Raw genomic sequence first — 23,490 nt, forward strand, 5'->3', positions numbered from 1 at the left:
TGTCCGGCCTAGTCGTCGACGATGGCCTGAAACGTGTCTTCCAGCCAACGCCGCAGGCCGGGCTCGACCGGCCCCGCAAATTGCCGCAGCGGCAACTGGTCGCGATAGGTGAAAAAGCCGAGCGAAACGACCATGAAGGCGGCCGCCTTGACCTCGCCGGCCTCGCCCCCGAACCATTCGGACAATGGCGCGAGCACATGGTCGTGCAACAGGCGGAGCGCGACGGCGCGCGCTTCGCTGTCGGGCGCCGCGCCGAACAGGATCGGCAGCGGCTGCACCCGCCCCTTCTCCTCGTCGGCGAAGCGCGCCATGATCGCGCGACCGAACCCTTGCTTGGGCAAGTCGGTCATCATCCGCGCATCGAGCGCCGCATCGAGCGCGGCCTCGAACAGTTTCAGCTTGCCACCGAAATAGCGGCTGACCAGCGACGGGTTCACCCCCGCGCGCGCGGTAATGTCGCGCACGCCAGCCTCGGCAAATCCTTTTTCCGCGAAAATTTGCTGCGCAGCAAAAAGGATCGCTTGCCGCGTCCGGTCGGCGTCGCGTGCCTTGTCGTTGATTGCCGTTGCCATGCTGCCTCCCCGTTGACTCTTGATGTAAACCGCCGTTTACTTGAGCGCAAGAGGAGAGGACCATGACCGAGTCGCAGACCCCGGCGCGTTCGCCGGTCTATGAGTTCGACTATATCGCCGACCCCGGCTTGCTGGCCGACGTCCATGATCGCTATTGGGAACTGAAGGAGACCGCGCCGCCGGTGTTCTGGACCAATGCGCATGGCGGGCACTGGATGTGCAACACCGCATCATCGGTGTCTCAGGTAATCCGGCATCCGGAGATTTATTCGAGTCGATATCTATCGATCCCGCCCAATCCGAACCAGCCGGCGATGATCCCCGAGATGCTCGACCCGCCCGAGCATCGCCCTTACCGGCAAATGCTGCGCCCCTTTTTTGAATCGAAGGCAATCGCGCCGCTAGAGGCGCGCGTCGTCGAATGGACCGACCAGCTGCTCGGCGACATCGCCGATGCCGGAGAATGCGAGTTCGTATCGAGCATCGCGTCGCGCTTGCCGGTCGCGGTGTTTATGGAATTGTTCGGCTTTCCGATGGAGAAGTTCGACGAATTCCGCCATCTCGTCGTCGGCTTTTTCAACGCCCGCGCGACCCCCGATGAGCGCAACGCGCTGGCACAGACGATCCTCGGCCATCTCGCCGAGCTGATCCAGCAGCGCATGGCCGAACCGCGCGACGACATGATCTCGAAGATCATCGTAAGCGAGGTGGAGGGGCGCCGGCTGACGTTCGAGGAGCTGATGTCGATCGGGTTCCTGATGTTTCTCGCGGGGCTCGACACCGTGACCAATGCGATGAGTTTCGGGATGCGCCACCTCGCGCACGACGAGGCGCTGCGCCAGCGCGCGATCGACGATCCCGATGTGATCCCCGATCTCGTCGAAGAATTGCTGCGCCGATACGCCTTTGTCGCGACGCCGCGCTACATCGTCGCGGATACCGAGCTGGAGGGCGTAAAGCTCTTCGCCGGCGACTGCATCCTCGCCCCGCTGCCGCTCGTCGGTTGGGATGAAGGGCTCAATCCCGATCCAAAAACCGTATCGGTCGAGCGGCAATTCTATCGCCATGCCGCGTTCGGATCGGGCATCCACACCTGCCTCGGCCTCCACCTCGCGCGGATGGAGCTGATCGTCTTCTATCGCGCCTGGTTCGCCCGCATCGGCCATTTCCGTCGAATCGAAAAGGGCGACGAGACGTGCCGCGGCGGCAGCGTGATGGCGCTCGAACATCTGCATCTAGCGTGGAGTTGAAGCGATGGATCAAGCCTTGCATATGCTGATGGTGCCCGCAGGCGACACGGCGAAGCTACGCAAATTCTACGTCGACGATCTCGGCTGGCAGACGTGGGGACCCGACATGCCGGGGTCTTTGATGCTGCGCGCCGGGACCGCAGTGATCGTCTTCGTCCCGCACGACTATCTGGCCGCCGAAAGCGGCATCGAGCTGTCGGCGACGCCGCGCGCGGTCAATGCGATCTTTGTCGAGACGAAGGCCGACGTCGATGCGCAGTTTGCCGGGGCTATCGCCGCCGGCGCTACAATCACCAGCCCGATCCGCGATCGCGATGGCGGGCTGTACTCGGGCTATTTCGCCGACCCCGAGGGCAATGGCTGGGAGATCGTCTGGAGCCCGGCGATGCGACCGGGCGCCGACGGCGGCCTGACGCTCGCCCTGCCCCAAACCGACTGACAGAAAAGAGAAGAGGATCCATTATGGCAAGCGCAGCACCCGCAGTTCACCTGCATCTGGGACATGAGCAACGCAGCAGCGGCAGCGGCGGGACACATCCGCATCTCCACCCCGTCACCCAGTCGGTGCAGGCGGACATCCCGCTTGCCGGGACGAAAGAGGTCGAGGAAGCGGTCGCCAAGGCGGAAGCGGTGCGCGAGCAATGGCGCCGAACGCCGCCCGAAACACGCCGCAATATCCTCAACCGCCTCGCCGACCTGCTCGAGGAAAACAAGGCGGACCTTGCGCGCGCGGCGGCGCTCGACGGCGGCACGACCTTGATGGTCGGCGAACGCGGGGTCGAGACCGCGGTGGGCTGGACGCGCTATTATGCCGGCTGGTGCGACAAATTGTCGGGCGACCTGCTAAGCACCTTCGATACGCGCGGCGAGCTGTCCTACACGGTGCCCGAGCCGATCGGCATCGTCGGGATCATCATCACCTGGAACGGTCCGCTGATCTCGCTGGGCATGAAGGTGTGCGCGGCGCTCGCCGCGGGCAATTGCGTCATCTGCAAGCCCGCCGAAATCACCCCCTTCGCGCCCGAGCTGTTCGCGCAATTGTGCACAAGGGCGGGGGTACCCGATGGCGTGCTGTCGATCCTGCCCGGCACCGCCGAAGCGGGCGATGCGATCGTGCGGCACAAGAAGATCCGCAAGATCAGCTTCACCGGCGGGCCGATCACCGCGCGCAAGATCCTTGCGGCGTGCGCCGAGGAGATCAAGCCGTCGGTGATGGAACTGGGCGGCAAATCGGCGAGCCTCGTCTTCCCCGACTGCGATATTCAGGCGGCAGCCGAACGCGCGGTGTTTTGGACCGTTGGGTGTCTGTCGGGTCAGGGCTGCGCCCTCCCCACCCGCCAGCTTGTCCACGCCGACATCTACGACGATTTCGTCGCGCGACTGAAGGCGATCATTGGCCAGTTCAAGGTCGGCGACCCGATGGATCCGACCGTCGCGGTCGGGCCCGTGATCAACAAGGCCGCGGTCGACCGCATCACCGGCATGTTCGACCGGGCCAAGGCCGACAATGCTGCAACCTTCCTGCTCGGCGGCGGACGCTGCGGCGGCGATCTGGCGAGCGGCAATTTCATCGAACCGACGCTGATCGTCGATGCCGATCCCGACCATGAAATCAGCCAGGTCGAAATCTTTGGACCCGCCGTCGTCGTGATCAAGTTCCACGACGAGGACGAGGCGGTCGCGATCGCCAACAACAGCGAATATGGGCTCGCGGCCTATATCCAGTCGAACGACCTGCAGCGCGTCCACCGCCTGTCCGAGCGGCTGAACGCGGGCGGCGTCTATAATAATGGCGGGTTCCAGATCAATCCGCACACCCCCTTCGGCGGCATCGGCATTTCGGGTTTCGGCAAGGAAGGCGGCAAGGCGGGGATCGACGAGTTCCTGCACTACAAGACCGTTACCGTCGGCGTCGGCGCGCCGATCTTCCCGAAGCAGGAGGCATGAGCATGGCCGATTTCACCAACGACCAGTTCCGCCTCGACGGCAAGGTCGCGATCGTCACGGGCGCGGGTGGGCGCGGCAACAGCATCGGGCGGGCCTATGCGGTCGGCTTGGCCAATGCGGGCGCCAGCGTCGTCGTCGCCGACCTCAACAAGGAAGGCGCCGAGCGCGTGGCCGCCGAGATCAACGATGCCGGCGGCAAGGCGATCGCCGTGCAGGCCAACATCGCCGACGAAACATCGGTCGCGGCGATGATGGAGGCGACGCAGGCGGCGTTCGGCGGGCTCGATATTCTCGTCAACAATGCCGCGTTGATGGTCGAGGCGGTCGGGACCCCTGCAATCCAGACGAGCATCGCCGATTTCGAGAAGCTGATGCGCGTCAACCTGACTGGCGCGCTGATCTGCTCAAAGGCCGCGGTCCCCCTGTTCCAGGCGCGCGGGGGCGGCAAGATCGTCAATCAGCTGTCGGCGGGGGGATTCCCCGCGCAGACCACCTACGGGATCAGCAAGGTCGCGCTGCTCGGGCTGACGACGACGCTCGCGACCGAGCTTGGCCGGATGAACGTCAACGTCAACGCGATCGCGCCGGGGATGACGATGTCCGACGCGGGCAAGGCACTGACGCCGGAAGAGAGCCCGTTCGTGCAAGCGGCGATGGCGCGTGTGGTCAAGCAGCCGCGCGGCGAGCCGCAGGATCTGGTCGGGGCGTTGTTGCTGCTTTGCTCTCCGGCCGGCGACTGGATTACGGGTCAGGCGCTGAACGTCGACGGCGGGTTCATCATGCGCAACTAAGCGCTTCGCCGGAGTTCGTGCTTCAGCACCTTGCCCGATGCATTTCGCGGAAGCGCAGGCAGGATGGTGAGGCGCTCGGGGGTCTTCTGCCGGGCAATCCCCGCGCCAGCGAAGTGGCTGCGCACGTCGTCCAGGGTCAACCCCGCGCCCTCGGCGAGTACGACGCATGCGCGCACGACTTCACCCATTCGGTCATCGGACGCCGCAACCGCCGCGGCGTCGACAATCGCCGGGTGCGACAGAAGCACGGACTCGACCTCCTTCGACGAGATATTCTCGCCCCCACGGATAATGATATCCTTCTTGCGGTCGGTGATCAGCAGATAGCCGCTCTCGTCGAGGCGACCAATGTCGCCCGTGCGGTACCAGCCGCCCGGAAGGAACGCGGTGTCGTTCAGCGCGGGGTCGAGATATCCCATGAACAATTCGGGTCCGCGCGTGCAGATTTCGCCATCCTGACCCGCCGGGACGTCGGTGCCATCGTCATCGACGAAGCGCATCTCCGACCCTGCGATCGCGCGGCCTTCGGTGTGGAGCTGCTTGTCGAGGGGGTCGTCGACGACGCCCGAGGTCACCGTCGGATGCTCGCTCGACCCGTAGCAATGATAGACCGCAAGGCCCTGCGCCTGACAGCGTTCGATCAGCGACGGCGGCACGGGCGCGGCGCCGACGAGATATTGGCGCAGCGACGTCAGGTCGTTGCCATTGGCATCAGCCGCCGCGATCATGCCCGACAGGTGAAACGGCGTGCCCGACGATGTGGTCACGCGATGCCGATCGACCAGCTCCGCCGCCACTGCGGGGTCCCACTGATCCATCAGCACCAGCGGCGCTCCCTGGCACAGGTAGCGATACATCGACAGCGCGCCCGCGACATGCCCCGGCGGCCAGGGCGAGATCACGGCATCGTTTCCGTCGCCGCCGCGCATCGCCCGCATCGTCGCCAGTTCGGCGAGCAATCCGCGCGCCGAATGCATCACACCCTTCGGATCGGCAGTCGTACCCGACGTGTAAACGAGCAGCGCCAGCGCATCGGGGTCGACCGGTACCGGGTCGCCGATGGGGCCGTCGGCCTCGAGCGCGTCAAAATCGGGGCCCGTTGCGACATGGCGTTCGAGCGCAGGGAGGTCGCCGCAATCCGCCACCAATCGATCGTATTCGACATTGCGGAAGCGGTCGGGCGTAAATAGCCATCTGGCGCCCGACTGGCGCAGGATGAAGCCAAGCTCTTTGGCGCCATAGATGGTGACGATCGGCAGCATCACGGCTCCCGACTGCGCCGCCGCCACTGCCACCACGAGCCACTCGCGCCAGTTGGGAATCATGCACCCGACGATATCGCCAGAGCCGACGCCCGCCGCCGTCATTCGCGTGCCCATACGTCGGCCCGCCGCGACCACCTCGCCCAATGTCGTGGTGCAGGGTCGCATATCGGAGGCGACGGTGAGCGGCGCATCGGGCGCCCGCGCCGCCGCAGCGGTCATCGCCTCGATAAAGCTCATCCGTGGAGCGAGTCGACGATCCGCTCGCCCTCGCCGCGCACGGCCCAGGTTTCGTTGGCGTTGCGCAGGTGAAGACGCCAATGCGCGACGGCTTCCTCGACCTCGCCCTTTTCGATCAGGCCGATCAGCTTGTCGTATGATTTGAAACCGGCGCGAATGCTCTTCATGCGTTCCTCGGTCGAACGCGGGTGGCGGCGCTGATAGTCGTTCTGGTGGGTGCGCGCGAGATTGAGCAGCATACGATTCATGAAGCTGAGCGTCTTGTTTCCGGTCGCCTCGACGAGCACCTGGTGGAAATAGGCGATATTGTCGATGAACTCGTCATATTGTTCGTTCGTCAGCATATCGCCCAATTCCTTGAGCACCGTCTTGAGCTTCGGCATGCCCGGCGTCTCGCCCTTTGCCGTCGCCAGCCAGCGGACGACCGTCGGCTCGATCGCAAGGCGCGCAGCGTAAAGGTCGGCGATGGTCGTACCCTGCGATTCGAGCACATAGCCGGCGTAGCGCGAGACGAGTTCGGTCGAGGGGCGATGGACGCGCGCGCCGCTGCGCGATCCGCGCACGACACTGATCAGGCTTTCGGCTTCGAGGATGCGGAAAGCTTCGCGCAGCGTCGGGCGCGACACGCCGAGCGTCGTCATCAGCACGCCTTCGGGCGGGAGCGAATCGCCTTCGGTCAGTTCGCCGCGGATGATTTGCGCGCGGATCTGGTCGGCGACCAATTCCGACGTCTTGGGAACCCGAATTCGCACGTTGTCCCTATCGCTCTGCAATGCATCTGCCCCTTTGCCAAAACCCGTCAGATCGGGGTTTTTCCTTGCTGCGTCATTATGGTGCCCCGCGCAATTTCGCAATGCCGGGCGCCGATCCGTCGCTCAAGCGCCAAAAGCCAGTCCTTCGTTCAACGTCCACCGGCGGTCGCGCCCGCGCACCCAGCCCGACGACGCCCAGGTGCCGCCATCGACGGGCAGCAATATGCCGGTGACATAGGCCGACATCGCGCTCGCCAGAAAAACCGCCGCATCGCCGCATTCCGTATCGACGCCCTCGCGGCCCAACGGAATCAACCGGTTCATCGCATCGATATCGTCGTCGCTGCGCTGCTTCCACGTCGCCGGATCGACGGGCCCGGCGCGATTGCCCTGATTGCCCGGGGTGATCGTATGGTCGGGTGCGATGCAGTTGACGCGAATGCCGTGTCCCGACAATTCGACCGCCATCGACTTGGTGAAGCTGAGCATCCCGGCCTTGCACGCCGCATAGACCGCGAAATTCGGCGCCGCGCGGCTCGCCTCGATACTCGCGACATTGACGATCGCGCCGCCGCGCCCGCCGTCGACCATGTGCTTCGCGGCGGCTTGTGTCGCGATCAGCATCGACATCAGATTGATGTCGATATGCTTGCGCATGCTGCGCTCGCTCTGCTCGAGGAACGGCCGCGCCGATACGCCGCCGGCATTGTTGATCAGAATATCGAGCCGCCCGAACTCCGCAGCGGCGGCATCGACCCCGGCGCGCAACGCGTCGCTGTCCATGACGTCGCCGGCGATCGGCAGCGCCTGCCGGCCATGTTCGCGCACTCGTTCGGCGGCCTCCTCGGCGCGCTCGGGAAAAATGTCGAAGATCGCCACGTCCGCGCCCGCCTCGGCAAGCCGCAGCGCGATGGCGCGCCCGATGCCCCCGCCGCCGCCGGTGACGAACGCGGCCTGCCCGTCGAGGCGCGCGCGATCAGTCATCGAGGTCGATCCCCATGACCGCGCCAGTGACATAGGCGGCATAATCGCTGACCAGATAAGCCGCGAGATTGCCGAGCGTGTCGCCCGCGTCGCGGGTCAGGACGCTGTTCACGCGAATGCCGTCGCGCGCCCATTCGACCCCGAGCGTCTTGGTGAGGTTCCCGAGCGCGCCCGCGGCTGCCGCCTGATCGGCGCCGAGCGCCTGTTCGGGGGCGCCGACGAAAAGTATCGCGCCGCCCGTACCGCGCGCACGGCATTGCCCGGCAAAATCCTTCGCACCGAGAAAGCGACGGTCGAGCCCGGCGTCGAGACTGTCGCGCCATTCGGCATGCGTCAGTTCGTGCGCAAGCTTGATCGGAGGCGGCGGTGCAATGTGAACCCAGATGTCGCAGTCACCCGCATCGACGAGCGAAGCGCCTTGCGCAGCCAATGCCGACGCGATTGCCGGACACTCGCCCTCGATGCGCGCGCGCTTACCGTTCAGCCAGCCGCTCATTGCCACCCCCAAGGCCCGTCGGCGCGTTCGCGCGGCGGGACGAAATCGGGCATCATCAGCGAGCGGCGCAGGCTTTCGCCACCATCCTGCACGATCACCTGCCCGGTCATGTCGCCGAACAGCGGGGTGCAGGTCATCGCCGACAGCCACCCGAATTCCCAGATATTGCCGGTGCGACCGGCGGGGATCATGTTCTGGAGTGGTGCGATGCCTCCCTCGCGGCGCCCTGCGGTCGACGTGTCGTGGGGGAAAAAACCCGCGGCGATCGCGTTGACACGGATGCCATGGGGCGCCCAGTCGGCGGCGAGTTTCTTCGTCATCGTCGCCTGCGCGGTCTTCGCTGCCGCGCTATGCGCGTCGCCGGGAAAACCGGTCCAGATATATTGCGCGCTGTTGTTGACGATCGCCCCGCCCTCGCCGCGCGCGATGCGGCGCCGCGCAAATTCGGTCGAACAAAGGAAGGTGCCGTCGATCGCGATCCGCGTGACCGCATTCCATGCGTTGGGCGAAATATCCTCGGCAAGGATCGGGAAATTGGCGCCGGCATTATTCGCGAGCAGCCCAATCGGGCCCAATTCGCGCTCGGCCTCGTCGAAAGCGGCAGCGATCGCCTCGGGCTGACGAACATCGCAGCTCATCGCATGGGCCCGAACGCCGAGCGCCGCGATCTGCGCCACGCCTTCTTCGGCACGTTCCATACTGCGCCCCATGACAGCGACCTGCGCGCCGCCCTGTGCAAAGGCCTTCGCCATCGCGAGGCCCATCCCCGATCCGCCACCGGTGACGAGCACGGTCTGCCCGGCAAATATGTCGGCTGGATAGGGCGGCTCGTCGAACGGTGGCGGTGTCGCCACGATATGATGCTGCGGTACCGGCAATGTCTCTCTCCCGGCGCCGAGGGTTGCGCGCTCCCCCGCCACGTGTCAAGACATACATAACTAGGTTATATAGGAGAGGGTCGGATGGAGATCGTCGCGGAAGGCCTTGCCTTTCCCGAGGGCCCGGTCGTCATGGCCGACGGGTCGGTGATCGTCGTCGAACTGGCAGGCGGACGCATAACCCGCTGCTGGAACGGCCGGACCGAAGCCGTTTGCGAGATCGGCGGCGGACCGAACGGCGCGGCGATTGGACCCGACGGTGCGCTCTATGTCTGCAACAATGGCGGGCTCGACTTGGTCAAATTCCAGAATGCGCGCGGCCCCGGGCACGAAGGGCGGGTGGAGCGCGTCGATCTGTCGACCGGCAAATTCGAACGCCTCTACGACAGCTGCGACGGCATCGCACTGGAGGCGCCGAACGACATCGTCTTCGACGCCGACGGGCGGATATGGTTCACCGACCTCGGCAAGACTCACGACGGGATCCGCACTGCGAGCGGGTTGTTCAGCGCGTTGCCCGACGAATCGTCGATCGCCGCGATCAACCGGCACGCGGTGTCGTACAACGGCATCGGCCTCTCGCCCGACGGCATGCACGTCTATGTCGCCGACACGCATCAGGCACGGCTATGGCGTTATGATCGCAAGGTCGAGGCGCAGCGCCCGACGTGGATTGCAACCGCGCCGGGGCCGGTCGGGTTCGACAGCCTGGCAGTCACGGCGGCTGGCAATGTCTGTGTCGCGACGCTGTATGCGGGCGGGATTTCGACGATCACGCCCGGCGGCGACGTGTCGAAACTCGCCATCGAGGGCGACCCCTATGTCACCAACATCGCCTTTGGCGGCGAGGATATGCGCGATGCCTATATCACCCTGTCGAAGACGGGACGGTTGGTGAAGACACGCTGGGGCGAACCGGGGCTGAGGTTGAACCATAATGGCTGACGTTGCCGCCGACCGCGACGCGATCCGCGACCTTCTCGCACGCTATACCTATAACGGCGACCGGGGGCGCGTGGCCGAACTGGCGGCGTGCTTCGCCGACGACGGCGTGCTGGACTATCCGGGTGCGAGCCCGACGGGCCCCGAAGCGATCGCTGCCTCGCTCGGGTCCGGAACGCGCGATCCGCGGCTGACGTTCGTTCGCCACCATATCACCAATCCGCTGATCGCGATCGACGGCGATCAAGCAACGGCGCGCAGCTATTTCGCGGTGCACAGCAATTTCGGGCCCGACCACAGCGGCACCTATGACGACCGGCTGGTTCGCACCGAGGGCGGCTGGCGCTTCGCCCACAGGAGGGTCCGTGTCGACTGGCAGGCCGAGACTTCGCTGTTCCGGCGGATGACGACGCGCTGAATCACTATTGACACTATGATGTCATTTTGACATCCGAGTGTCATGATCGCACAGCGCTTCACCGATTTCGAACGATTCGCCGACGAGGTCGCGCGATTGCGCGGCCGGATGCGCGCGCTGTACGCGGATACCCGCGCCGAAAGCGGGCTTGCCGAAATGGAGCTCACCGTGCTCACCGCCGTGGTCAACGCCGCCGACGCCCCGACGGTGGCGCAGATCGGCCGTAGCCTCGGCCACCCGCGGCAGGTCGTGCAGCGCGCCGCCAACCGGCTCGCCGAACTGGGCCTCGTCGCGTTCGCCGACAACCCCGATCACAAGCGCGCCTCGCTGATCGTCGCGACCGACGCCGGCCGCACGCTCAAGGCGGTCGACCATCAGCGTGCTCAGGCCGTCACCAACGCATTGCTGGCGCGGATCGACAGAGCGACCTTCGCGGCGGCGGCGAGCCAGCTGCACGCAATCCGCGCCGGTATCGAGGCCTATTTGCGGGAGCGCGACGAATGAAGGACGATATCGCGGCGCTCGCCGATCCCGAACGGCTGACGCCGTGGCTCGACGCGCATATTCCGTCGCTCGGCGCCGGTCCGTTGACGGCAAAGAAAATCCACGGCGGCACGTCGAACGTCATCCTGTCGCTGAACCGCGGCGGCGATACGCTAATCCTCCGCCGCCCGCCCGCGGTGCCGCCGCCGGGCAGCGAGAAGAGCGTGATGCGCGAGGCGCGGGTACTCACCGCGCTCCGCGGAACCGATGTCCCGCACCCCTATTGTCACGGCAGCTGCGCCGATGCCGGCGTGATCGGCGCGCCCTTCTACGTCATGGATCTCGTCGAGGGCTGGCCGGCTGACCTTAGCGGCGGGAAAATCCACGACCGCCCGCCCTTCGACAAACCGCCGCATGCGCGCGAGGTGCCCTACGCGATGGTCGACGGGCTGATCGCGCTCGCCAATGTCGATTACAAGGCGGTGGGCCTCGAGGACTTCGGGCGCCCCGACAATTTTCTCGAGCGGCAGGTCGATCGCTGGGAAGGGCAGATCAGGAGCTACAAACAGCTCTATGACCATGAATGGCGCGAACTGCCAGGCTATGCGCTCGCTCGCGACTGGCTGCGCGCCAATATCCCGGACGACTTCCGGCCGGGAATCATTCACGGCGATGTCGGCACGCCCAACGCCCTGTTCGCCTTCGATCCGCCATGCCGCCTGACCGCATTGATCGACTGGGAGCTGTCGACGATCGCCGACCCGCTGCTCGACCTTGCCTGGTTCTGCAACGGCATTCGCGACGATCGTTTCCCCGGCCATGTGCCTGAAAAGGTGCTCTACAATGTCGGCGGCTGGCCGACGCGGCAGGAATTGATGGCGCATTATGCCGCGGGCACCGGGCGCAGCATGGCGAGCTTCGATTATTATCTCGTGCTCGCGATGTTCAAGGGCGGCTGCATCCTCGAATACAAGGTCGCGCAGGCGGCCAAGGGCATTTTGAGCGCCGAAACCGGCCGCTTCTTCGACCGGCTGGTGCGCGGCAATTTCGCCGAAGCCGAAAAACTCATCCGCCTGATCGGCTAACCAAGGACAGTCCATGATCGATTTCCGCATCGAACCCGAATTGCAGGCGAAGCTCGACTGGATGGCACGCTTTGTCCGCGACGAATGCGAGCCGATGGATATCCTCTTTCCCGGCCACGGCGCGCCCTATGACGTCGCGAACAAGGAATCGCGCGCCTATATGGCGCCGCTGCAGGAGCAGGTGAAAGCGCAGGGGTTGTGGGCTTGCCATCTTGGCGCAGACTTGGGGGGGCCGGGCCATGGCCAGCTGACGCTCGCGTTGATGAACGAAATCCTCGGGCGCAGCTATTGGGCGCCGACGATATTCGGCACCGCCGCGCCCGACACCGGAAACAGCGAAATCCTCGCGATGTTCGGCACCGGCGAGCAGAAGGCCCGCTTCCTGGAGCCGTTGATGTCGGGCACGATCGTGTCGACCTTTTCGATGACCGAGCCGCAAGCCGGCGCCGATCCCAAGGAATTCACCTGTCGTGCGTATCAGGACGGCGACGAATGGGTGATCGAGGGCGAGAAATGGTTCTCCTCGAACGCGCGCTACGCCGCCTTCCTGATCGTCATGGTGGTGACCAATCCCGAAAACCCGCCGCATAGCCGGATGTCGATGCTGATCGTGCCGACCGACACGCCGGGGATCGAATTCCTTCGCCATTCGCAAACGATGGGCGACAGCAAGGGCGCGGACGACGGAACCCACGCCTATATCCGCTATAACAAAGTCCGCGTTCCGCTCGACGCGATGCTCGGCGGGCCCGGCGAAGGGTTCAAGGTGGCGCAGGCGCGGCTCGGCGGCGGGCGCGTCCACCATGCGATGCGCACCGTTGGCAAATGCCAGCGCGCGATCGACATGATGCTCGAACGCGCAGTGTCGCGGCGGACGCAGGGCAAGCAATTGAGCGAACACCAGTTCGTCCAGGGGGCGATCGCCGATTCGATCATCGAGCTCGAGCAGTTCCGCCTGCTCGTGCTCAAGACCGCGTGGATCATCGACAATGAGCCGCATGGCGCCGCCCGCACCCATATCGCGATGTGCAAGGTGCAGATGGCGAAGGTCTATCACGACATCGTCCAGCGCGCGATCCAGCTGCACGGCAGCCTGGGGGTGACGCTCGAAACGCCGCTTGCCGACATGTGGATGGGGCTGCCCAGCCTCGCGCTCGCCGACGGTCCGACCGAAGTGCACAAGGCGCAGGTTGCGAAGGCGCATCTGAAGAACGCCAAGCCCGCGGCGGGGTTGTTCCCGAGCGAGCATATCCCGACGCGGCTCGCCGCGCTGAAGCAAAGGAGCGCGGCATGATCCCCGACCCGCTGTTCGATTTCACCGGGAAAATCATCCTCGTCACCGGCGGTTCGCGCGGGCTCGGCTATCAGATGGTCAAGGCCTTTGCGGAGCGCGGCGCCGATATCATCGTCGCGAGCCGCAAGCTCGACAATTGCGAGGCGGTCGCCGCCGAGTGCCGCGCGCTCGGGCGCCGCGCGCTGCCCTTTGCCGCGCATGTCGGCAAATGGGCCGAGTGCGACGCCCTGATCGACGCCGCCTACGCCGAGTTTGGCCGCGTCGATGTGCTGGTAAACAACGCCGGGATGTCGCCGCCGATGCCGAGCCACGACATGCCCGAAAGCCTGTTCGACAGCGTGATGAACCTCAATTTCAAGGGCCCCTTCCGCCTCGCCAGCCAGATCGGCAAGCGCATGGCCGACGGCGATGGCGGGGCGATCATCAACATCAGCTCGACGGGCGCGCTGATGGCGTTGCCCGGCGTAGTCCCTTATGGCGCGGCGAAGGCGGCGCTTAATGCGATGACGGTGTCGCTCAGCCGCGAATATGGCCCGAAAGTACGCGTGAACACCATTTCGGCAGGGCCGTTCCTGACCGATATCGCCGATGCCTGGGACGCGAAGAAGCGCGAGAAGCAGCCTGTCGCGCTGGGCCGTCCGGGCAATCCGCCCGAGATCGTCACTGCCGCGCTGATGCTCGCGAGTCCGGCTTCATCCTATACCACCGGCGCGCTGCTGCGCGTCGACGGTGGGCAGCGTTAGGGCTGCCCGCGGTCGCGCCAGCTATGCTGCGGGCGATAGCCGATCAGTTCGGCGGCGCGCGCCGACGACTGGAGCGATTGGAAACCCTCGATCGTGCTGAGCGGCACATTGGGGAAATATTCGCCCATCAGCCCCGCGCTCGGCCGATCGATCAGCGTGTCCGCTGCGGCGATAAGCAGGCGCTGGTGGCCGGTGACCGGTGCCTCGACCGCGCGAACGCACCCCGCTGCGGCATCCTCGGCATCGACATAGGACCAGAGATTCCATTTCCGCCGCGCCGGGTCGGCCTGCATCTTTTCCAGCCCGGCATAGTCATCGGCTGCAAAGACGTTGGAGAAACGCAGTGACACGATCGCCATGTCGTCATGCCAGCGAACGAATGTATCGGCCATCGTTTCGCCGAGCTGTTTCGCGAGGGCATAGGACCAGTTGGGCCGATCGGGATGCGTTTCGTCGAGCGGCGCGAAGGCTGGCGGCTCGTCGAATGGCAGGCCGAGGATTGTCTCGCTCGATGCCCATACGATCTTGCGGATGCCCAGCCGCGCGCAGGCCGAGAAGATATTGTAGGTCGAGCGTGTGTTGACCGCGAACGTCGCCTCGTCGGTTGCCAGTCCCGGCGCGGGGATGCCGGCAAGGTGGACGACAGCATCGGGCACGCCGCCCGCGGGATCGATCCCCGACAGCGCGCCCATCACCGCACCGAAATCGGTGCAATCGCAGCGCAGCTGGCGCCCGGGCTCGATCGGGCCCGCGATATCGAGTCCGGTGGCGCGATGCCCGGCCGTGCGCAATGCGGCGAGCGCGGGTCGCCCGATCTTGCCGGCGCTGCCGGTGACGACGACCTTCACGGCGTCAGCGCCGGAAGCCCGCGAGCCGCTGATCGAGGATCGCTTCGGCTTCGCCGATTATGCGGTCGATCAGTTCCTGACAGGTCGGGATATCATGGATCAGTCCCTGGACCATGCCCGCCCAGAAGACGCCCTTGCTGAGATCGCCTGTCCGCAGCAACTCGCGTCCCGCCGTGCCGGCGACCAGTCCCTGGACATCGCCGAATTTCGCATCGGGCTGCGACAGGCGGCGAACGACCTCTTCGCTGACTTCGCTTTTGCCGACGCGCGCGGTGTTCTTGAAATTGCGGAAGATCAGAAAGCTGCCGCGCTCGTCGTTGTCGACATAGGCCTGCTTCACATTGTCATGCACGGGCGCTTCTTTGGTCGCACAGAAACGCGTGCCCATGTTGATGCCCTCGGCGCCGAGACTGAGCGCGGCGATCAAACCGCGGCCGTCGCCGAAACCGCCCGATGCAAGCATCGGGATCTTCACCTTGTCGGCCGCCGCCGGAATCAGGATCAGGCCGGGGATATCGTCTTCCCCCGGATGCCCTGCGCATTCAAAGCCGTCGATCGAGATGATGTCGCAGCCAGCTTTCTCGGCCGACAGTGCGTGGCGCACCGCGGTGCATTTGTGGAGGATGGTGACACCGTGCGGCTTTACCCGTGCCCAGATCTCGCGGACCGCCGGGGTGCCGGCGGTCTCCATGATCTTGACGCCGCTCTCGACCACCGCATCGGCGTAAGCGTTGTAATCGGGCGAGTTAATCGTTGGAAAGACCGTCAGGTTGACGCCGAACGGCTTGTCGGTAAGCGATCGGCAACGCTCGATCTCGTCACGCAGCGCTTGGGGACTCGGTTGGGTCAGCGCGGTAATGATGCCGAGCCCGCCGGCGTTCGATACCGCGCTCGCCATGTCGGCGGTGCCGACCGCCTGCATCCCGCCCTGAACGATCGGATGTTCGATCCCCAGCATTTCGGTGATCCGCGTTTTGAAACCCATCAGCCTACCCCTTCCTATACTTATCTAACCTAGTTATACTTCTTATATTCGCGTGACAAGAGGTGTCCTATGACGATCCTGCCAACAGCCATTCGCCGCGCCGTCATGGCGGACGAACTGGGACCGCCCGACGCCTATCGGCTTGTCGATCATGACCCGGGGCCGCCTTCGCCGACGCAAGTCCGCATTTCCGTCCGAGCGGCGGGGATCAGCTTCGTCGATGTGCTGACCGCCGCCGGTGGCTATCAGGTGAAGCCGCCGGTCCCTTATATCCCCGGCAGCGAATGCGCGGGGGTTGTCGACGCGACCGGCGACGAGGTGCGCGATTTCGCGGTGGGCGACAGGGTTGTCGGGAGCGGCTGGGGCGGCATGTTCGCCAACGCTGTAAACCTGCCCGCTCGCACGATACGCCCGATGCCGCAGGCACTGTCGTTCGAGGAAGCTGCCGTGTTCCCGGTGAGCTACGCGACGGCCTGGCACGCGCTCGTCGACCGCGGGCGGCTCCAGGCGGGCGAGACGCTCCTCGTCCTCGGCGCGGGAGGCGCTACCGGCTATGCGGCGGTGCAGATCGGCAAATATCTGGGCGCGCGCGTGATCGGATCGGCGTCGAGCGAAAGCAAACGCGCACTCGCGGCCGCGGGCGGCGCCGATGCGGTCGTCGATGCGCGTGGCGACGACTGGCGCGATCAGGTCAGGGCGGCAAACGGCGGCCAGGGAGTCGATGTCGTCTTCGATCCGGTCGGCGGCGAGGCGACCGAGCCGGCGTTTCGGTCGCTGGCGTGGAACGGGCGGCATCTGGTCGTCGGCTTTCCAGGAGGGATCGCCGCGCTGCGCACTAACCTGCCATTGCTCAAAGGCGCAAGCCTGATCGGCGTCGACATTCGCCAGTTCGGAATCTTCGAGCCCGAAAAAAGCGCCGCCAATCGCGATGCGGTGTTCGGGCTGGCAGCGGAAGGAAAGCTGAGGCCTGCGATTGCGCGAAGCTCTGCGCTCGCGGACTTTCAGGCGGCGATGGAGGATGCGGCAGCGGGAAGAAGTGCGGGACGGATCGTGCTGACGATGGATTAGTCCCAGCCGCGTGTCAGGCCGGAAAGGCGCCCGCGCCAGTCGGGCACCGCAGGCAGCGCGTCGAAATCCCTCGTCAAGCGCGCGACCAGATCGGCGACCGGCTCGACTGCGTCGATCAGCCCCGCGCTTTGCCCGGCGCTCCAGATGTCGCGCCACGGCATGACGCCCTCGGGCATCGGCGAACGCACGGCGGGCAGCGCCTTGGCGTCGAGACCGACCGCTTCGATCGACTGGCGCATCCAATGCGCCGGGACGCCGTTCATCGCGGCCGATGCGACGATATCGTCGGCGCCCACCGTGGGGATCATCGCGCGATGCCCCTCGACGACGCCGCTCTCGGGCGTTGCGATGAAGCGGGTACCCATGCAGGCAATGTCGCCGCCGAGTGCGAGCGACGCGGCAATACCATGCGCGTCGGCGATGCCGCCCGCGACGATCAGCAGCCCGTCGAAGATGCGTCGCACCGCGGGGACGAACGCCATCGGCGTCAGAAAGCCGGTATGCCCGCCTGCTCCGGCACAGGTAAGCATCAGCCCATCGGCACCCGCGGCGATCGCCTTTTCGGCATGCTTCATCGTCGTCACGTCATGGACGACGCGCCCGCCCCAACCGTGCACGCGCGCGACGAGCGCCGAGGGATCGCCGAGGCTCGAGAGCACAAGGGGCACGCGGTAGCGTTCGAGCAGATCGAGCCGGTCCGCGGCCTTCGGATCGGTTCCCCAGCGGGCGGGCATATTGACGATCGGCGGCGCACCGCCCACGGCGGCCAGCGCCTTCAGATAGGCCTCGAACTCGGCAAAGGACGTGACGGTACCGCCCTGCCAACCACCGATCACCCCGGCACGGCAACAGGCCACCGCGAGCGGCACCGACGAGGCGAAGCTCATCGGGGCGCACATCAGCGGCAGCACAAGATTCGAAAGCACCGCGGTCAAGCGGTCGCCTTCAACGCGTCGAGCATGCGCGTATAGTGCTGCGGATTCCACACATCCTGATCCTCGCCCCAGCCGATCCCGCCGTCAATATCCCAGCGCATCAGCTGGTTCACGCCATATCCCGCTTCGCTCATCGTGCTGACGACGAAACCCTCGCTGACCATTTCGCGGCCCAGCTCGTCGACGAGTTCGACCTGCATATGCGTGCTCCAGCCGGTCTTGGGGCTGCGGAAGGTGCGCATCCGCGATCGGGCGGGATCGAGGCTGCCGAAGGTGCCGTCGCGGCGGATCCAGCCGGCGTTCATCGGCGCCCAGCCGTCGGCGCCGCCATCCTGTACGCGCACGAAGCCGAGGAAGCCGGTGCCGTCACGGCGATGGCCGAAGATATATTGGATGCGCCCGCGCCCGCGTTCGCGCTCGATTTCGCGCCAGCGCGCACCGCCGGGATGCTTCACCCGCTCCATGTCGTTCGCATAGACTTTAGGGCTCGCGGCATAGGGCCCGCCGCGAGGGCCCCAGGTGCGGTCGCGCACGCCGATCCCGTCGATGCGGATACGTTCGCCGCGCAAGGTCATCCAGCCTTCGACATGGCCAAGCTGGTCGTAGTGCGGCGTTGCCATGAACGGCGGCTTGCCCGGCGGGAAGCGATGCGGTTCATGGAGCCCGGTGTGCGTGAAATCGAGCGCAAAGCCGCGCGCCGGGTCCTCATACTGGAGGTGATATTTCATGCCCGGTTCGAGCATCTTGAGGTTGTAGCCGCCGCCGTTCTTGTCGCCGGGGAAGACGATGTCGGTCAGGTCGGGCGCGTCGGGCATCGGCGCTTCCTCGACCTTGCGATAATAGGCCATGCGCGCCTGGTCATACCCCTCGTCGTCCCACGCGAAGATACGCCAGGTGACGCTCTTGCGGTTGGGATAATAGGGCGCGTGGATCCAGCAGCCGATCTTGCGTTCGGGGATGCTGAACGACCACCAGTTGGTTTCGGTCTCGTAAGGATCGTCGGACAGCTGGTGGTAGCGGTCGTCCTCGGGCTTGAAGGCGAGATCGTCGGTCATGCAAGAGACTCCAGTTCGTCGAGAGCGGCGGTGAAGAGCGCGGCGATACGGCCGACATCGGTGATCTTCGCGGCATCGGCGATGACACCCATGTCGAGATTGTCGTCGCTGCGCCGCGACGTGATGTTGAGGAAGCGGCCCGAGCCGATGATCGGGACGGGGTAATTATGAAGTTGGCGAAAGCCGGCATAGCTGCGTGCTTCCGCGGGGCCGGGGACGTTCGACAGCGTCAGATTGCCGGGAAGCAGCCGCTTGCCGCCCGCCATGCGCTCGGCGAAGGCGGCGCGGCGGTCGCGCGCGCCAAATGGCTTCTCGGCGGCGTCGAGAAGCGCCTCGTCATGGCCGGTGCGCTGCATCTCGGATGCCATCGACGACTGGATCGCGCGAAGGCGCTCGACCGGATCGCGGAGATGGGTCGCGAGGTGCGGATGCAGGGCGACAATGCGGTTGCCGAACATCCCGTGCGCGTCGCGGCGGTACGAACGCGCCGAATTGACCACCAGCGGGGTTGCGGGGAGATCGTCGATCTCGATCAGATAATTGCGCAGCGCGGTGCTGGCGAGCGTCAGGAAAATGTCGTTGACGGTCGCGTCGAGTTTGGCGCCTGCCGCTTTCACCCGCGCGAGCGGCAGGCTGATCGTCGTATAGCGGCGCCGGTCCGAGGTTGGCCCCGACATTTTGAGCTCCGGCGTCGGTTCGCGATCGTCCTTGAACGCTTCGAGCGCGGCGAGCGCTTCCTTGCGGCGCGCGGCTTGGGCGGCGCGCAAATCGGCCTCGGTCGCAAAGCGTGCCTCGGCACGCTGACACCATTTTTCGGGCTCGGGCAGTCGCGCATCGGCGAAGCGCGCGGTTGCTGGCGGCGCCGCGTCGCTGAGCAGGCCGAGGATGGCCTGAAACCCGATGCCATCGGCGACGCTGTGATGAACCTTGAGATAGATTGCGCTGCCGCCCGCCGTAAGTTGTTCGAAGACATGCGCCGCGAAGGGCGGCCCTGACAGGTCGAGCCGCCGCATATTGAGCGACGCGACCGCGTCGTAAAGCTCGGCCTCGCTCCAGGCACCGTCGTGCGGCTCGACGGCGACGAGCGTTTCGAGATCGGCGCGCGCGATATCGGCCCAGACGTCGCTGTCATAGCCGTCGGGCGCTTCGTGCAGGCGCACGAGGAGCGGCGTCGCCGGGAGCCGATCGGCAAGCTGGCGGCGGAGCACGGCGGCCAGCCCTTCCTGCGCGTCAAGCGGCACGTCGAGAATGATCAGCGCGCCGACGTGCATCGGCGAGGCGTCGGTCTCCGACAGGATCATGAAATGATCGTCGGGGCGCAGCCTCCGCACCCCCGGCGCCAATTGCAGGCTGTCCGGCGCGTTCACCGCTTACCAGCTGGCCAGATCGGCCGCCCGCGCGCGATGCTCCGACGGGCTGCCGAGCCAGGCACGGTCGAACAAGGCGCGGCGGAACCAGTAGTTGAGGCCATATTCCCATGTGTAGCCGATACCGCCATGCGCGGCGACCGCAGCGCGCGTCGCGCGGACATAGACGTCGCACAGATGCGCTTTCGCCATCGCCGCAGCCCTAGGCGCATCGGGAAGCTCCGCATCCCACGCATAGGCGGCGTACCAGACGAGCGCCCGCGCGGGCTCGACGTCGAGCGCCATATGCGCGAGCTGGTGCTTCAGCGCCTGAAAGCGCCCGACCGGCTGCCCGAACTGCTCGCGCTCCTTGGCATAGGCGACGCTCATGTCGGTGACCTTCTGCGCGCCGCCGAGCGCGTCGGCGGCGCAGAGCACCAGTGCCGCATCGGCAAGGCGCGCGGTGATCGGATCGGCGGCGGCGAACAGCATTTCGCCCGCGCCTTCGGCGAATGCGACCTTCGACACCGGCCGCGTGCGATCCGAGGCCCTGACCGCTTCGATCGTCACGCCGTCACCCGCGGGCACCAGCCGCACGCCCGCGGCGCGGTCGACGACCAGGAAGATATCGGCGGCGCGCGCGCAAGGGACGAACGCGCTGCCGCCGTGCACCAGCGTCGCGACGGCTTCGCCACTCGCCAGGGCATCGAGATTGGCTCTGCCGCTCGCCGCAGCCGCCGCGACGGCGAGGAGCTGGCCGATGAGCGGCCCTGCCGCCGCCGCCTCACCCGCCACCTCGCAGGCCAGCGCGGCGTCGAGCAACCCCATACCGCTGTCGGGTAACAAGATGCCGCCAAGGCCGAGCGCCATCAGCGCATCCCAGCTCGCGCGGTCGAAATCGGCGTCGCCGTCGGCGAAGGCATGGATACGCTCGATCGGCCAGCTGTCGGCGAGCGTGCCGCGCACGGCTTCCTGGATCGCCTTCTGTTCTTCGGTCAGGTGAAAATGCATCGGTCAGCGTTCCCCGCTCATCGCAAGATCGCGCGGCAGGCCGAGGCCGCGTTCGCCGATGATGTTGCGCTGGATGTTCGATGCGCCGCCGGCGATCGAATTGCCGAGGCTGCCCATGATCTGGTCGAGCCATTTTTCGGGGCCGCGCGGCCCGCGATTACCGCGTCCGCCCGCGCCTGCGGGCTCAATGAAGGCATGTTCGCCGATCAGTTCCTGCGCCAGCAGTGCCATCTCATGCCCGATCTCGGTGAGCAGCAGCTTCATCATCAGCGACACCGGCCCCGGATCCTCGCCCGCCGCGGCGCAACTGAACAGGCGAAAGCTGGTGTAGCGGTGCGAGAGGACGAAACCCTCGATCTGCGCGAGCTTGTCGCGGATCACAGGGTCGCCGATACGATCGACTTCCTTTGCCAGTTCGACCAGCTTTGCGAACTGGCGCCCGAGTCCGTCGGCGCTGCCGATGCTCGCGCGCTCATGCTTCAGCGTCGTGCGGCTGACATACCAGCCCTGCCCGCGTTCGCCGACCTGCCACGACACCGGCGTTTCGGCATTGTCGAAGAAGAATTCGCAGAAGGTGTGATCGCCCTCCTCGCCCGTCATCTGGCGGATCGGCCGCCGGGTGACACCGGGCTGGTTCAGGTCGATGAGCAGGTAGGTAATGCCGTCATGCTTCGGCGCGTCGGGCTCGGTGCGCACGAGCATGAACATGTGCGTCGACTGCATCCCCTGCGACGTCCAGATCTTCTGGCCGTTGATGATCCACTTGCTGCCGTCGGCAGACAATTCGCCCTTGGTCCGCACGCTTGCCAGGTCGGATCCCGATCCGGGCTCGGAATATCCCTGCCCCCAGATATAATCGCCCTCGACCGTCCCCCGGATGAAGAGTTCCTTCTGCTCGTCGGTCCCTTTTTCGAGCAACGTCGGCACGGTCATGTTCATGCCGTTGCCACCGACCTCCATCGGCGCGCGGGCGCGGGCGAATTCCTCACGGATCACCTGCGCCTTGATCACGTCGACCGGCTGCTCCGACCCGCCATAACGCTTCGGAACCGCGCGATAGAGATAGCCCGCTTCGGTTGCGGCGGCACGAAAGGCGCGGATGAAGGCCTTGAGATCGGCACCGCGCAAGTCCGCGGCGGGCGGCCAGTGCGACGACAGAAAGGCGCGGACGTCCGCGCGAAAGGCTTCGGCGGCCTCGCCATAGCTCAGGTCCATCGCACGCTCTCCCTCGAATCTGGTCAATCCTATGCCCGAGTTATATAACTACGTCAAATATGTTGTGCGCTTACGCGAGCTTGATTAGGAGGGATTGATGAGCCTCGATACAATTACCGTTCCGCATTATTTCATCGCCGATGGCGAAGGTTTCGACCCGTCGGGTCTCGCGCGCAATCCTTGGTTCGCCGACGCTGTCGCGGGAGGGCCGATCGCGGCGCTGATCGGGCATATCGTCGAGGATGCGGGCTTCGATCCCGATTTCGAGATCTGCCGCCTGACGATCGACATTTTGGGAATTGTTCCGCGGACGCTGCTGGTACCCCGCATCGTGCCGGTGCGGCAGGGGCGGCAGGCGCAGCTTCACCGCGTCGAACTTATCGCGGGCGGCAAGCTCGTCGCGCAGGCGCATGTCCTTCGCGCGCGGCACCTCGACACTCCCGAATTCCCGCCGCCCCAACCGCACCCGGCACCCGCAGACGTGCCCGAGGATAATTTTCTCATTGGCGCCAGCATGGCAGGGGCGATCAAGACGCGCCCGATCATGGGCCGGGTCCGTGAACCCGGCCGCGGCGTATCGTGGATGCGAATGGATGGCGAGGTCGTTTCGGGCGTTCCGACATCGCCGTTCGTGAAGGCGTGCCTCTTCGCCGATTTCGGCAATGGCGTTGGTAGCGCGACGCATGCGCATGAATGGAGCTATGCCAATCTCGACATCTCGGTCCAGTTCCTGCGCATGCCGCGCGGCGACTGGTTTCTGCTCGACGCGCATACCGAGGGTGCGGGCAACGGCCATGCCGTCGCGCAGACGATCTTCGCGGACGAGGACGGCGTCTATGCCAAGGGAACGCAGACCGTGTTCGTGGGGCCGGGTCGCCCGCGCGATTGAG

Annotated in this window: 25 protein-coding genes; 12 read left to right on the forward strand and 13 right to left on the reverse strand. The window is 65.8% G+C overall.

Features of this window, described 5'->3' with window-relative positions; all coding sequences use genetic code 11:
- Positions 1-8: 8 nt before the first annotated feature.
- Positions 9-572: a TetR family transcriptional regulator gene (locus ATE64_RS07090; RefSeq protein WP_058454034.1), complete on the reverse strand. Its 564-nt coding sequence runs from the start codon at positions 570-572 to the stop codon at positions 9-11.
- A gap of 62 nt (positions 573-634) precedes the next feature.
- Here ATE64_RS07090 and ATE64_RS07095 point away from each other — a divergent pair, with 62 nt between their 5' ends.
- The 4 genes from ATE64_RS07095 to ATE64_RS07110 are packed head-to-tail and all read left to right on the forward strand — an operon-like array spanning position 635 to position 4,560.
- Positions 635-1,822: a cytochrome P450 gene (locus ATE64_RS07095; protein WP_058454035.1), complete on the forward strand. Its 1,188-nt coding sequence runs from the start codon at positions 635-637 to the stop codon at positions 1,820-1,822.
- A gap of 4 nt (positions 1,823-1,826) precedes the next feature.
- Positions 1,827-2,261: a VOC family protein gene (locus tag ATE64_RS07100; protein ID WP_058454036.1), complete on the forward strand. Its 435-nt coding sequence runs from the start codon at positions 1,827-1,829 to the stop codon at positions 2,259-2,261.
- 23 nt (positions 2,262-2,284) lie between these two features.
- Positions 2,285-3,769 carry an aldehyde dehydrogenase family protein gene (locus ATE64_RS07105; RefSeq protein ID WP_058454037.1) on the forward strand — a complete coding sequence of 495 codons (1,485 nt, stop codon included), beginning with the start codon at positions 2,285-2,287 and terminating at the stop codon, positions 3,767-3,769.
- A 2-nt stretch (positions 3,770-3,771) separates the two neighbouring features.
- Positions 3,772-4,560: an SDR family oxidoreductase gene (locus tag ATE64_RS07110; protein WP_058454038.1), complete on the forward strand. Its 789-nt coding sequence runs from the start codon at positions 3,772-3,774 to the stop codon at positions 4,558-4,560.
- Here the strand turns inward: ATE64_RS07110 and ATE64_RS07115 are convergent.
- The 5 genes from ATE64_RS07115 to ATE64_RS07135 form a co-directional block, all read right to left on the reverse strand.
- Positions 4,557-6,062, reverse strand: coding sequence for an AMP-binding protein (locus ATE64_RS07115; protein ID WP_082657626.1), 1,506 nt, complete (start codon positions 6,060-6,062; stop codon positions 4,557-4,559). The two genes, ATE64_RS07110 and ATE64_RS07115, sit on opposite strands and share 4 nt — an antisense overlap.
- Positions 6,059-6,814, reverse strand: a complete 756-nt coding sequence (locus ATE64_RS07120; protein ID WP_167541751.1) for a GntR family transcriptional regulator — start codon at positions 6,812-6,814, stop codon at positions 6,059-6,061. Before ATE64_RS07120 ends, ATE64_RS07115 begins: the two co-directional genes overlap by 4 nt.
- A 123-nt stretch (positions 6,815-6,937) precedes the next feature.
- Positions 6,938-7,798 (reverse strand): glucose 1-dehydrogenase, encoded by an 861-nt coding sequence (locus ATE64_RS07125; RefSeq protein WP_058454040.1) that lies wholly within the window; start codon positions 7,796-7,798, stop codon positions 6,938-6,940.
- On the reverse strand, positions 7,791-8,294 hold the full coding sequence (locus ATE64_RS07130; protein ID WP_058454041.1) for a hypothetical protein: 504 nt from the start codon (positions 8,292-8,294) through the stop codon (positions 7,791-7,793). Before ATE64_RS07130 ends, ATE64_RS07125 begins: the two co-directional genes overlap by 8 nt.
- Positions 8,291-9,148 carry an SDR family oxidoreductase gene (locus ATE64_RS07135; protein ID WP_231729105.1) on the reverse strand — a complete coding sequence of 286 codons (858 nt, stop codon included), beginning with the start codon at positions 9,146-9,148 and terminating at the stop codon, positions 8,291-8,293. The genes ATE64_RS07130 and ATE64_RS07135 overlap by 4 nt, the downstream gene beginning before the upstream one ends.
- Positions 9,149-9,256: 108 nt before the next feature.
- Between ATE64_RS07135 and ATE64_RS07140 the strand changes: the two genes are divergently transcribed.
- The 6 genes from ATE64_RS07140 to ATE64_RS07165 are packed head-to-tail and all read left to right on the forward strand — an operon-like array spanning position 9,257 to position 14,137.
- Entirely contained in the window at positions 9,257-10,117 is an 861-nt protein-coding gene (locus tag ATE64_RS07140; RefSeq protein WP_058454043.1) for an SMP-30/gluconolactonase/LRE family protein, read from the forward strand.
- Positions 10,110-10,532 carry a nuclear transport factor 2 family protein gene (locus tag ATE64_RS07145; protein ID WP_058454044.1) on the forward strand — a complete coding sequence of 141 codons (423 nt, stop codon included), beginning with the start codon at positions 10,110-10,112 and terminating at the stop codon, positions 10,530-10,532. Before ATE64_RS07140 ends, ATE64_RS07145 begins: the two co-directional genes overlap by 8 nt.
- 42 nt (positions 10,533-10,574) lie before the next feature.
- Positions 10,575-11,036: a helix-turn-helix domain-containing protein gene (locus ATE64_RS07150; RefSeq protein ID WP_058454045.1), complete on the forward strand. Its 462-nt coding sequence runs from the start codon at positions 10,575-10,577 to the stop codon at positions 11,034-11,036.
- Positions 11,033-12,100 (forward strand): phosphotransferase family protein, encoded by a 1,068-nt coding sequence (locus ATE64_RS07155; RefSeq protein ID WP_058454046.1) that lies wholly within the window; start codon positions 11,033-11,035, stop codon positions 12,098-12,100. Before ATE64_RS07150 ends, ATE64_RS07155 begins: the two co-directional genes overlap by 4 nt.
- 13 nt (positions 12,101-12,113) lie before the next feature.
- Positions 12,114-13,394 (forward strand): acyl-CoA dehydrogenase family protein, encoded by a 1,281-nt coding sequence (locus ATE64_RS07160; protein WP_058454047.1) that lies wholly within the window; start codon positions 12,114-12,116, stop codon positions 13,392-13,394.
- Positions 13,391-14,137 (forward strand): SDR family NAD(P)-dependent oxidoreductase, encoded by a 747-nt coding sequence (locus ATE64_RS07165; RefSeq protein WP_058454048.1) that lies wholly within the window; start codon positions 13,391-13,393, stop codon positions 14,135-14,137. Before ATE64_RS07160 ends, ATE64_RS07165 begins: the two co-directional genes overlap by 4 nt.
- Here ATE64_RS07165 and ATE64_RS07170 read toward each other — a convergent pair.
- Complete coding sequence (locus ATE64_RS07170; RefSeq protein ID WP_058454049.1) at positions 14,134-14,985, reverse strand: NAD(P)-dependent oxidoreductase; 852 nt, start codon at positions 14,983-14,985, stop codon at positions 14,134-14,136. The genes ATE64_RS07165 and ATE64_RS07170 overlap by 4 nt on opposite strands.
- Before the next feature lie 4 nt (positions 14,986-14,989).
- A complete protein-coding gene (locus tag ATE64_RS07175; protein ID WP_058454050.1) occupies positions 14,990-15,970 on the reverse strand; it encodes a nitronate monooxygenase family protein in 981 nt (326 codons plus the stop codon).
- A gap of 69 nt (positions 15,971-16,039) precedes the next feature.
- Here ATE64_RS07175 and ATE64_RS07180 point away from each other — a divergent pair, with 69 nt between their 5' ends.
- Complete coding sequence (locus ATE64_RS07180) at positions 16,040-17,038, forward strand: NADPH:quinone oxidoreductase family protein (protein WP_058454051.1); 999 nt, start codon at positions 16,040-16,042, stop codon at positions 17,036-17,038.
- Here the strand turns inward: ATE64_RS07180 and ATE64_RS07185 are convergent.
- From ATE64_RS07185 to ATE64_RS07205, 5 genes are read right to left on the reverse strand one after another with little or no spacing between them, the layout of a single operon-like run.
- On the reverse strand, positions 17,035-17,964 hold the full coding sequence (locus tag ATE64_RS07185; protein ID WP_156417337.1) for a nitronate monooxygenase: 930 nt from the start codon (positions 17,962-17,964) through the stop codon (positions 17,035-17,037). The two genes, ATE64_RS07180 and ATE64_RS07185, sit on opposite strands and share 4 nt — an antisense overlap.
- A 5-nt stretch (positions 17,965-17,969) precedes the next feature.
- Positions 17,970-19,028 carry a hypothetical protein gene (locus tag ATE64_RS07190; protein WP_058454053.1) on the reverse strand — a complete coding sequence of 353 codons (1,059 nt, stop codon included), beginning with the start codon at positions 19,026-19,028 and terminating at the stop codon, positions 17,970-17,972.
- On the reverse strand, positions 19,025-20,395 hold the full coding sequence (locus ATE64_RS07195) for a wax ester/triacylglycerol synthase domain-containing protein (protein WP_058800302.1): 1,371 nt from the start codon (positions 20,393-20,395) through the stop codon (positions 19,025-19,027). The genes ATE64_RS07190 and ATE64_RS07195 overlap by 4 nt, the downstream gene beginning before the upstream one ends.
- Positions 20,396-20,398: 3 nt before the next feature.
- The gene (locus ATE64_RS07200; RefSeq protein ID WP_058454055.1) at positions 20,399-21,385 is read right to left on the reverse strand and encodes an acyl-CoA dehydrogenase family protein; all 987 of its coding nucleotides are present in this window, start codon (positions 21,383-21,385) and stop codon (positions 20,399-20,401) included.
- 3 nt (positions 21,386-21,388) lie between these two features.
- On the reverse strand, positions 21,389-22,600 hold the full coding sequence (locus ATE64_RS07205; protein WP_058454056.1) for an acyl-CoA dehydrogenase family protein: 1,212 nt from the start codon (positions 22,598-22,600) through the stop codon (positions 21,389-21,391).
- Between the two features lie 97 nt (positions 22,601-22,697).
- Between ATE64_RS07205 and ATE64_RS07210 the strand changes: the two genes are divergently transcribed.
- Complete coding sequence (locus tag ATE64_RS07210; RefSeq protein ID WP_058454057.1) at positions 22,698-23,489, forward strand: acyl-CoA thioesterase domain-containing protein; 792 nt, start codon at positions 22,698-22,700, stop codon at positions 23,487-23,489.
- Position 23,490 lies beyond the last annotated feature (1 nt).

Source organism: Sphingopyxis sp. H073 (assembly GCF_001468395.1).
GTDB lineage: Bacteria > Pseudomonadota > Alphaproteobacteria > Sphingomonadales > Sphingomonadaceae > Sphingopyxis.

Excerpts from the sequence above, each read along its gene's own strand:
- ATE64_RS07200 (WP_058454055.1), bottom strand. The coding sequence starts at position 21,385 with ATGCATTTTCACCTGACCGAAGAACAGAAGGCGATCCAGGAAGCCGTG.
- ATE64_RS07095 (WP_058454035.1), top strand. The coding sequence starts at position 635 with ATGACCGAGTCGCAGACCCCGGCGCGTTCGCCGGTCTATGAGTTCGAC.
- ATE64_RS07160 (WP_058454047.1), top strand. The coding sequence starts at position 12,114 with ATGATCGATTTCCGCATCGAACCCGAATTGCAGGCGAAGCTCGACTGG.
- ATE64_RS07125 (WP_058454040.1), bottom strand. The coding sequence starts at position 7,798 with ATGACTGATCGCGCGCGCCTCGACGGGCAGGCCGCGTTCGTCACCGGC.
- ATE64_RS07090 (WP_058454034.1), bottom strand. The coding sequence starts at position 572 with ATGGCAACGGCAATCAACGACAAGGCACGCGACGCCGACCGGACGCGG.
- ATE64_RS07140 (WP_058454043.1), top strand. The coding sequence starts at position 9,257 with ATGGAGATCGTCGCGGAAGGCCTTGCCTTTCCCGAGGGCCCGGTCGTC.
- ATE64_RS07165 (WP_058454048.1), top strand. The coding sequence starts at position 13,391 with ATGATCCCCGACCCGCTGTTCGATTTCACCGGGAAAATCATCCTCGTC.
- ATE64_RS07105 (WP_058454037.1), top strand. The coding sequence starts at position 2,285 with ATGGCAAGCGCAGCACCCGCAGTTCACCTGCATCTGGGACATGAGCAA.
- ATE64_RS07205 (WP_058454056.1), bottom strand. The coding sequence starts at position 22,600 with ATGGACCTGAGCTATGGCGAGGCCGCCGAAGCCTTTCGCGCGGACGTC.
- ATE64_RS07190 (WP_058454053.1), bottom strand. The coding sequence starts at position 19,028 with ATGACCGACGATCTCGCCTTCAAGCCCGAGGACGACCGCTACCACCAG.
- ATE64_RS07110 (WP_058454038.1), top strand. The coding sequence starts at position 3,772 with ATGGCCGATTTCACCAACGACCAGTTCCGCCTCGACGGCAAGGTCGCG.
- ATE64_RS07130 (WP_058454041.1), bottom strand. The coding sequence starts at position 8,294 with ATGAGCGGCTGGCTGAACGGTAAGCGCGCGCGCATCGAGGGCGAGTGT.
- ATE64_RS07210 (WP_058454057.1), top strand. The coding sequence starts at position 22,698 with ATGAGCCTCGATACAATTACCGTTCCGCATTATTTCATCGCCGATGGC.
- ATE64_RS07175 (WP_058454050.1), bottom strand. The coding sequence starts at position 15,970 with ATGGGTTTCAAAACGCGGATCACCGAAATGCTGGGGATCGAACATCCG.
- ATE64_RS07100 (WP_058454036.1), top strand. The coding sequence starts at position 1,827 with ATGGATCAAGCCTTGCATATGCTGATGGTGCCCGCAGGCGACACGGCG.
- ATE64_RS07145 (WP_058454044.1), top strand. The coding sequence starts at position 10,110 with ATGGCTGACGTTGCCGCCGACCGCGACGCGATCCGCGACCTTCTCGCA.
- ATE64_RS07150 (WP_058454045.1), top strand. The coding sequence starts at position 10,575 with ATGATCGCACAGCGCTTCACCGATTTCGAACGATTCGCCGACGAGGTC.
- ATE64_RS07180 (WP_058454051.1), top strand. The coding sequence starts at position 16,040 with ATGACGATCCTGCCAACAGCCATTCGCCGCGCCGTCATGGCGGACGAA.
- ATE64_RS07155 (WP_058454046.1), top strand. The coding sequence starts at position 11,033 with ATGAAGGACGATATCGCGGCGCTCGCCGATCCCGAACGGCTGACGCCG.
- ATE64_RS07115 (WP_082657626.1), bottom strand. The coding sequence starts at position 6,062 with ATGAGCTTTATCGAGGCGATGACCGCTGCGGCGGCGCGGGCGCCCGAT.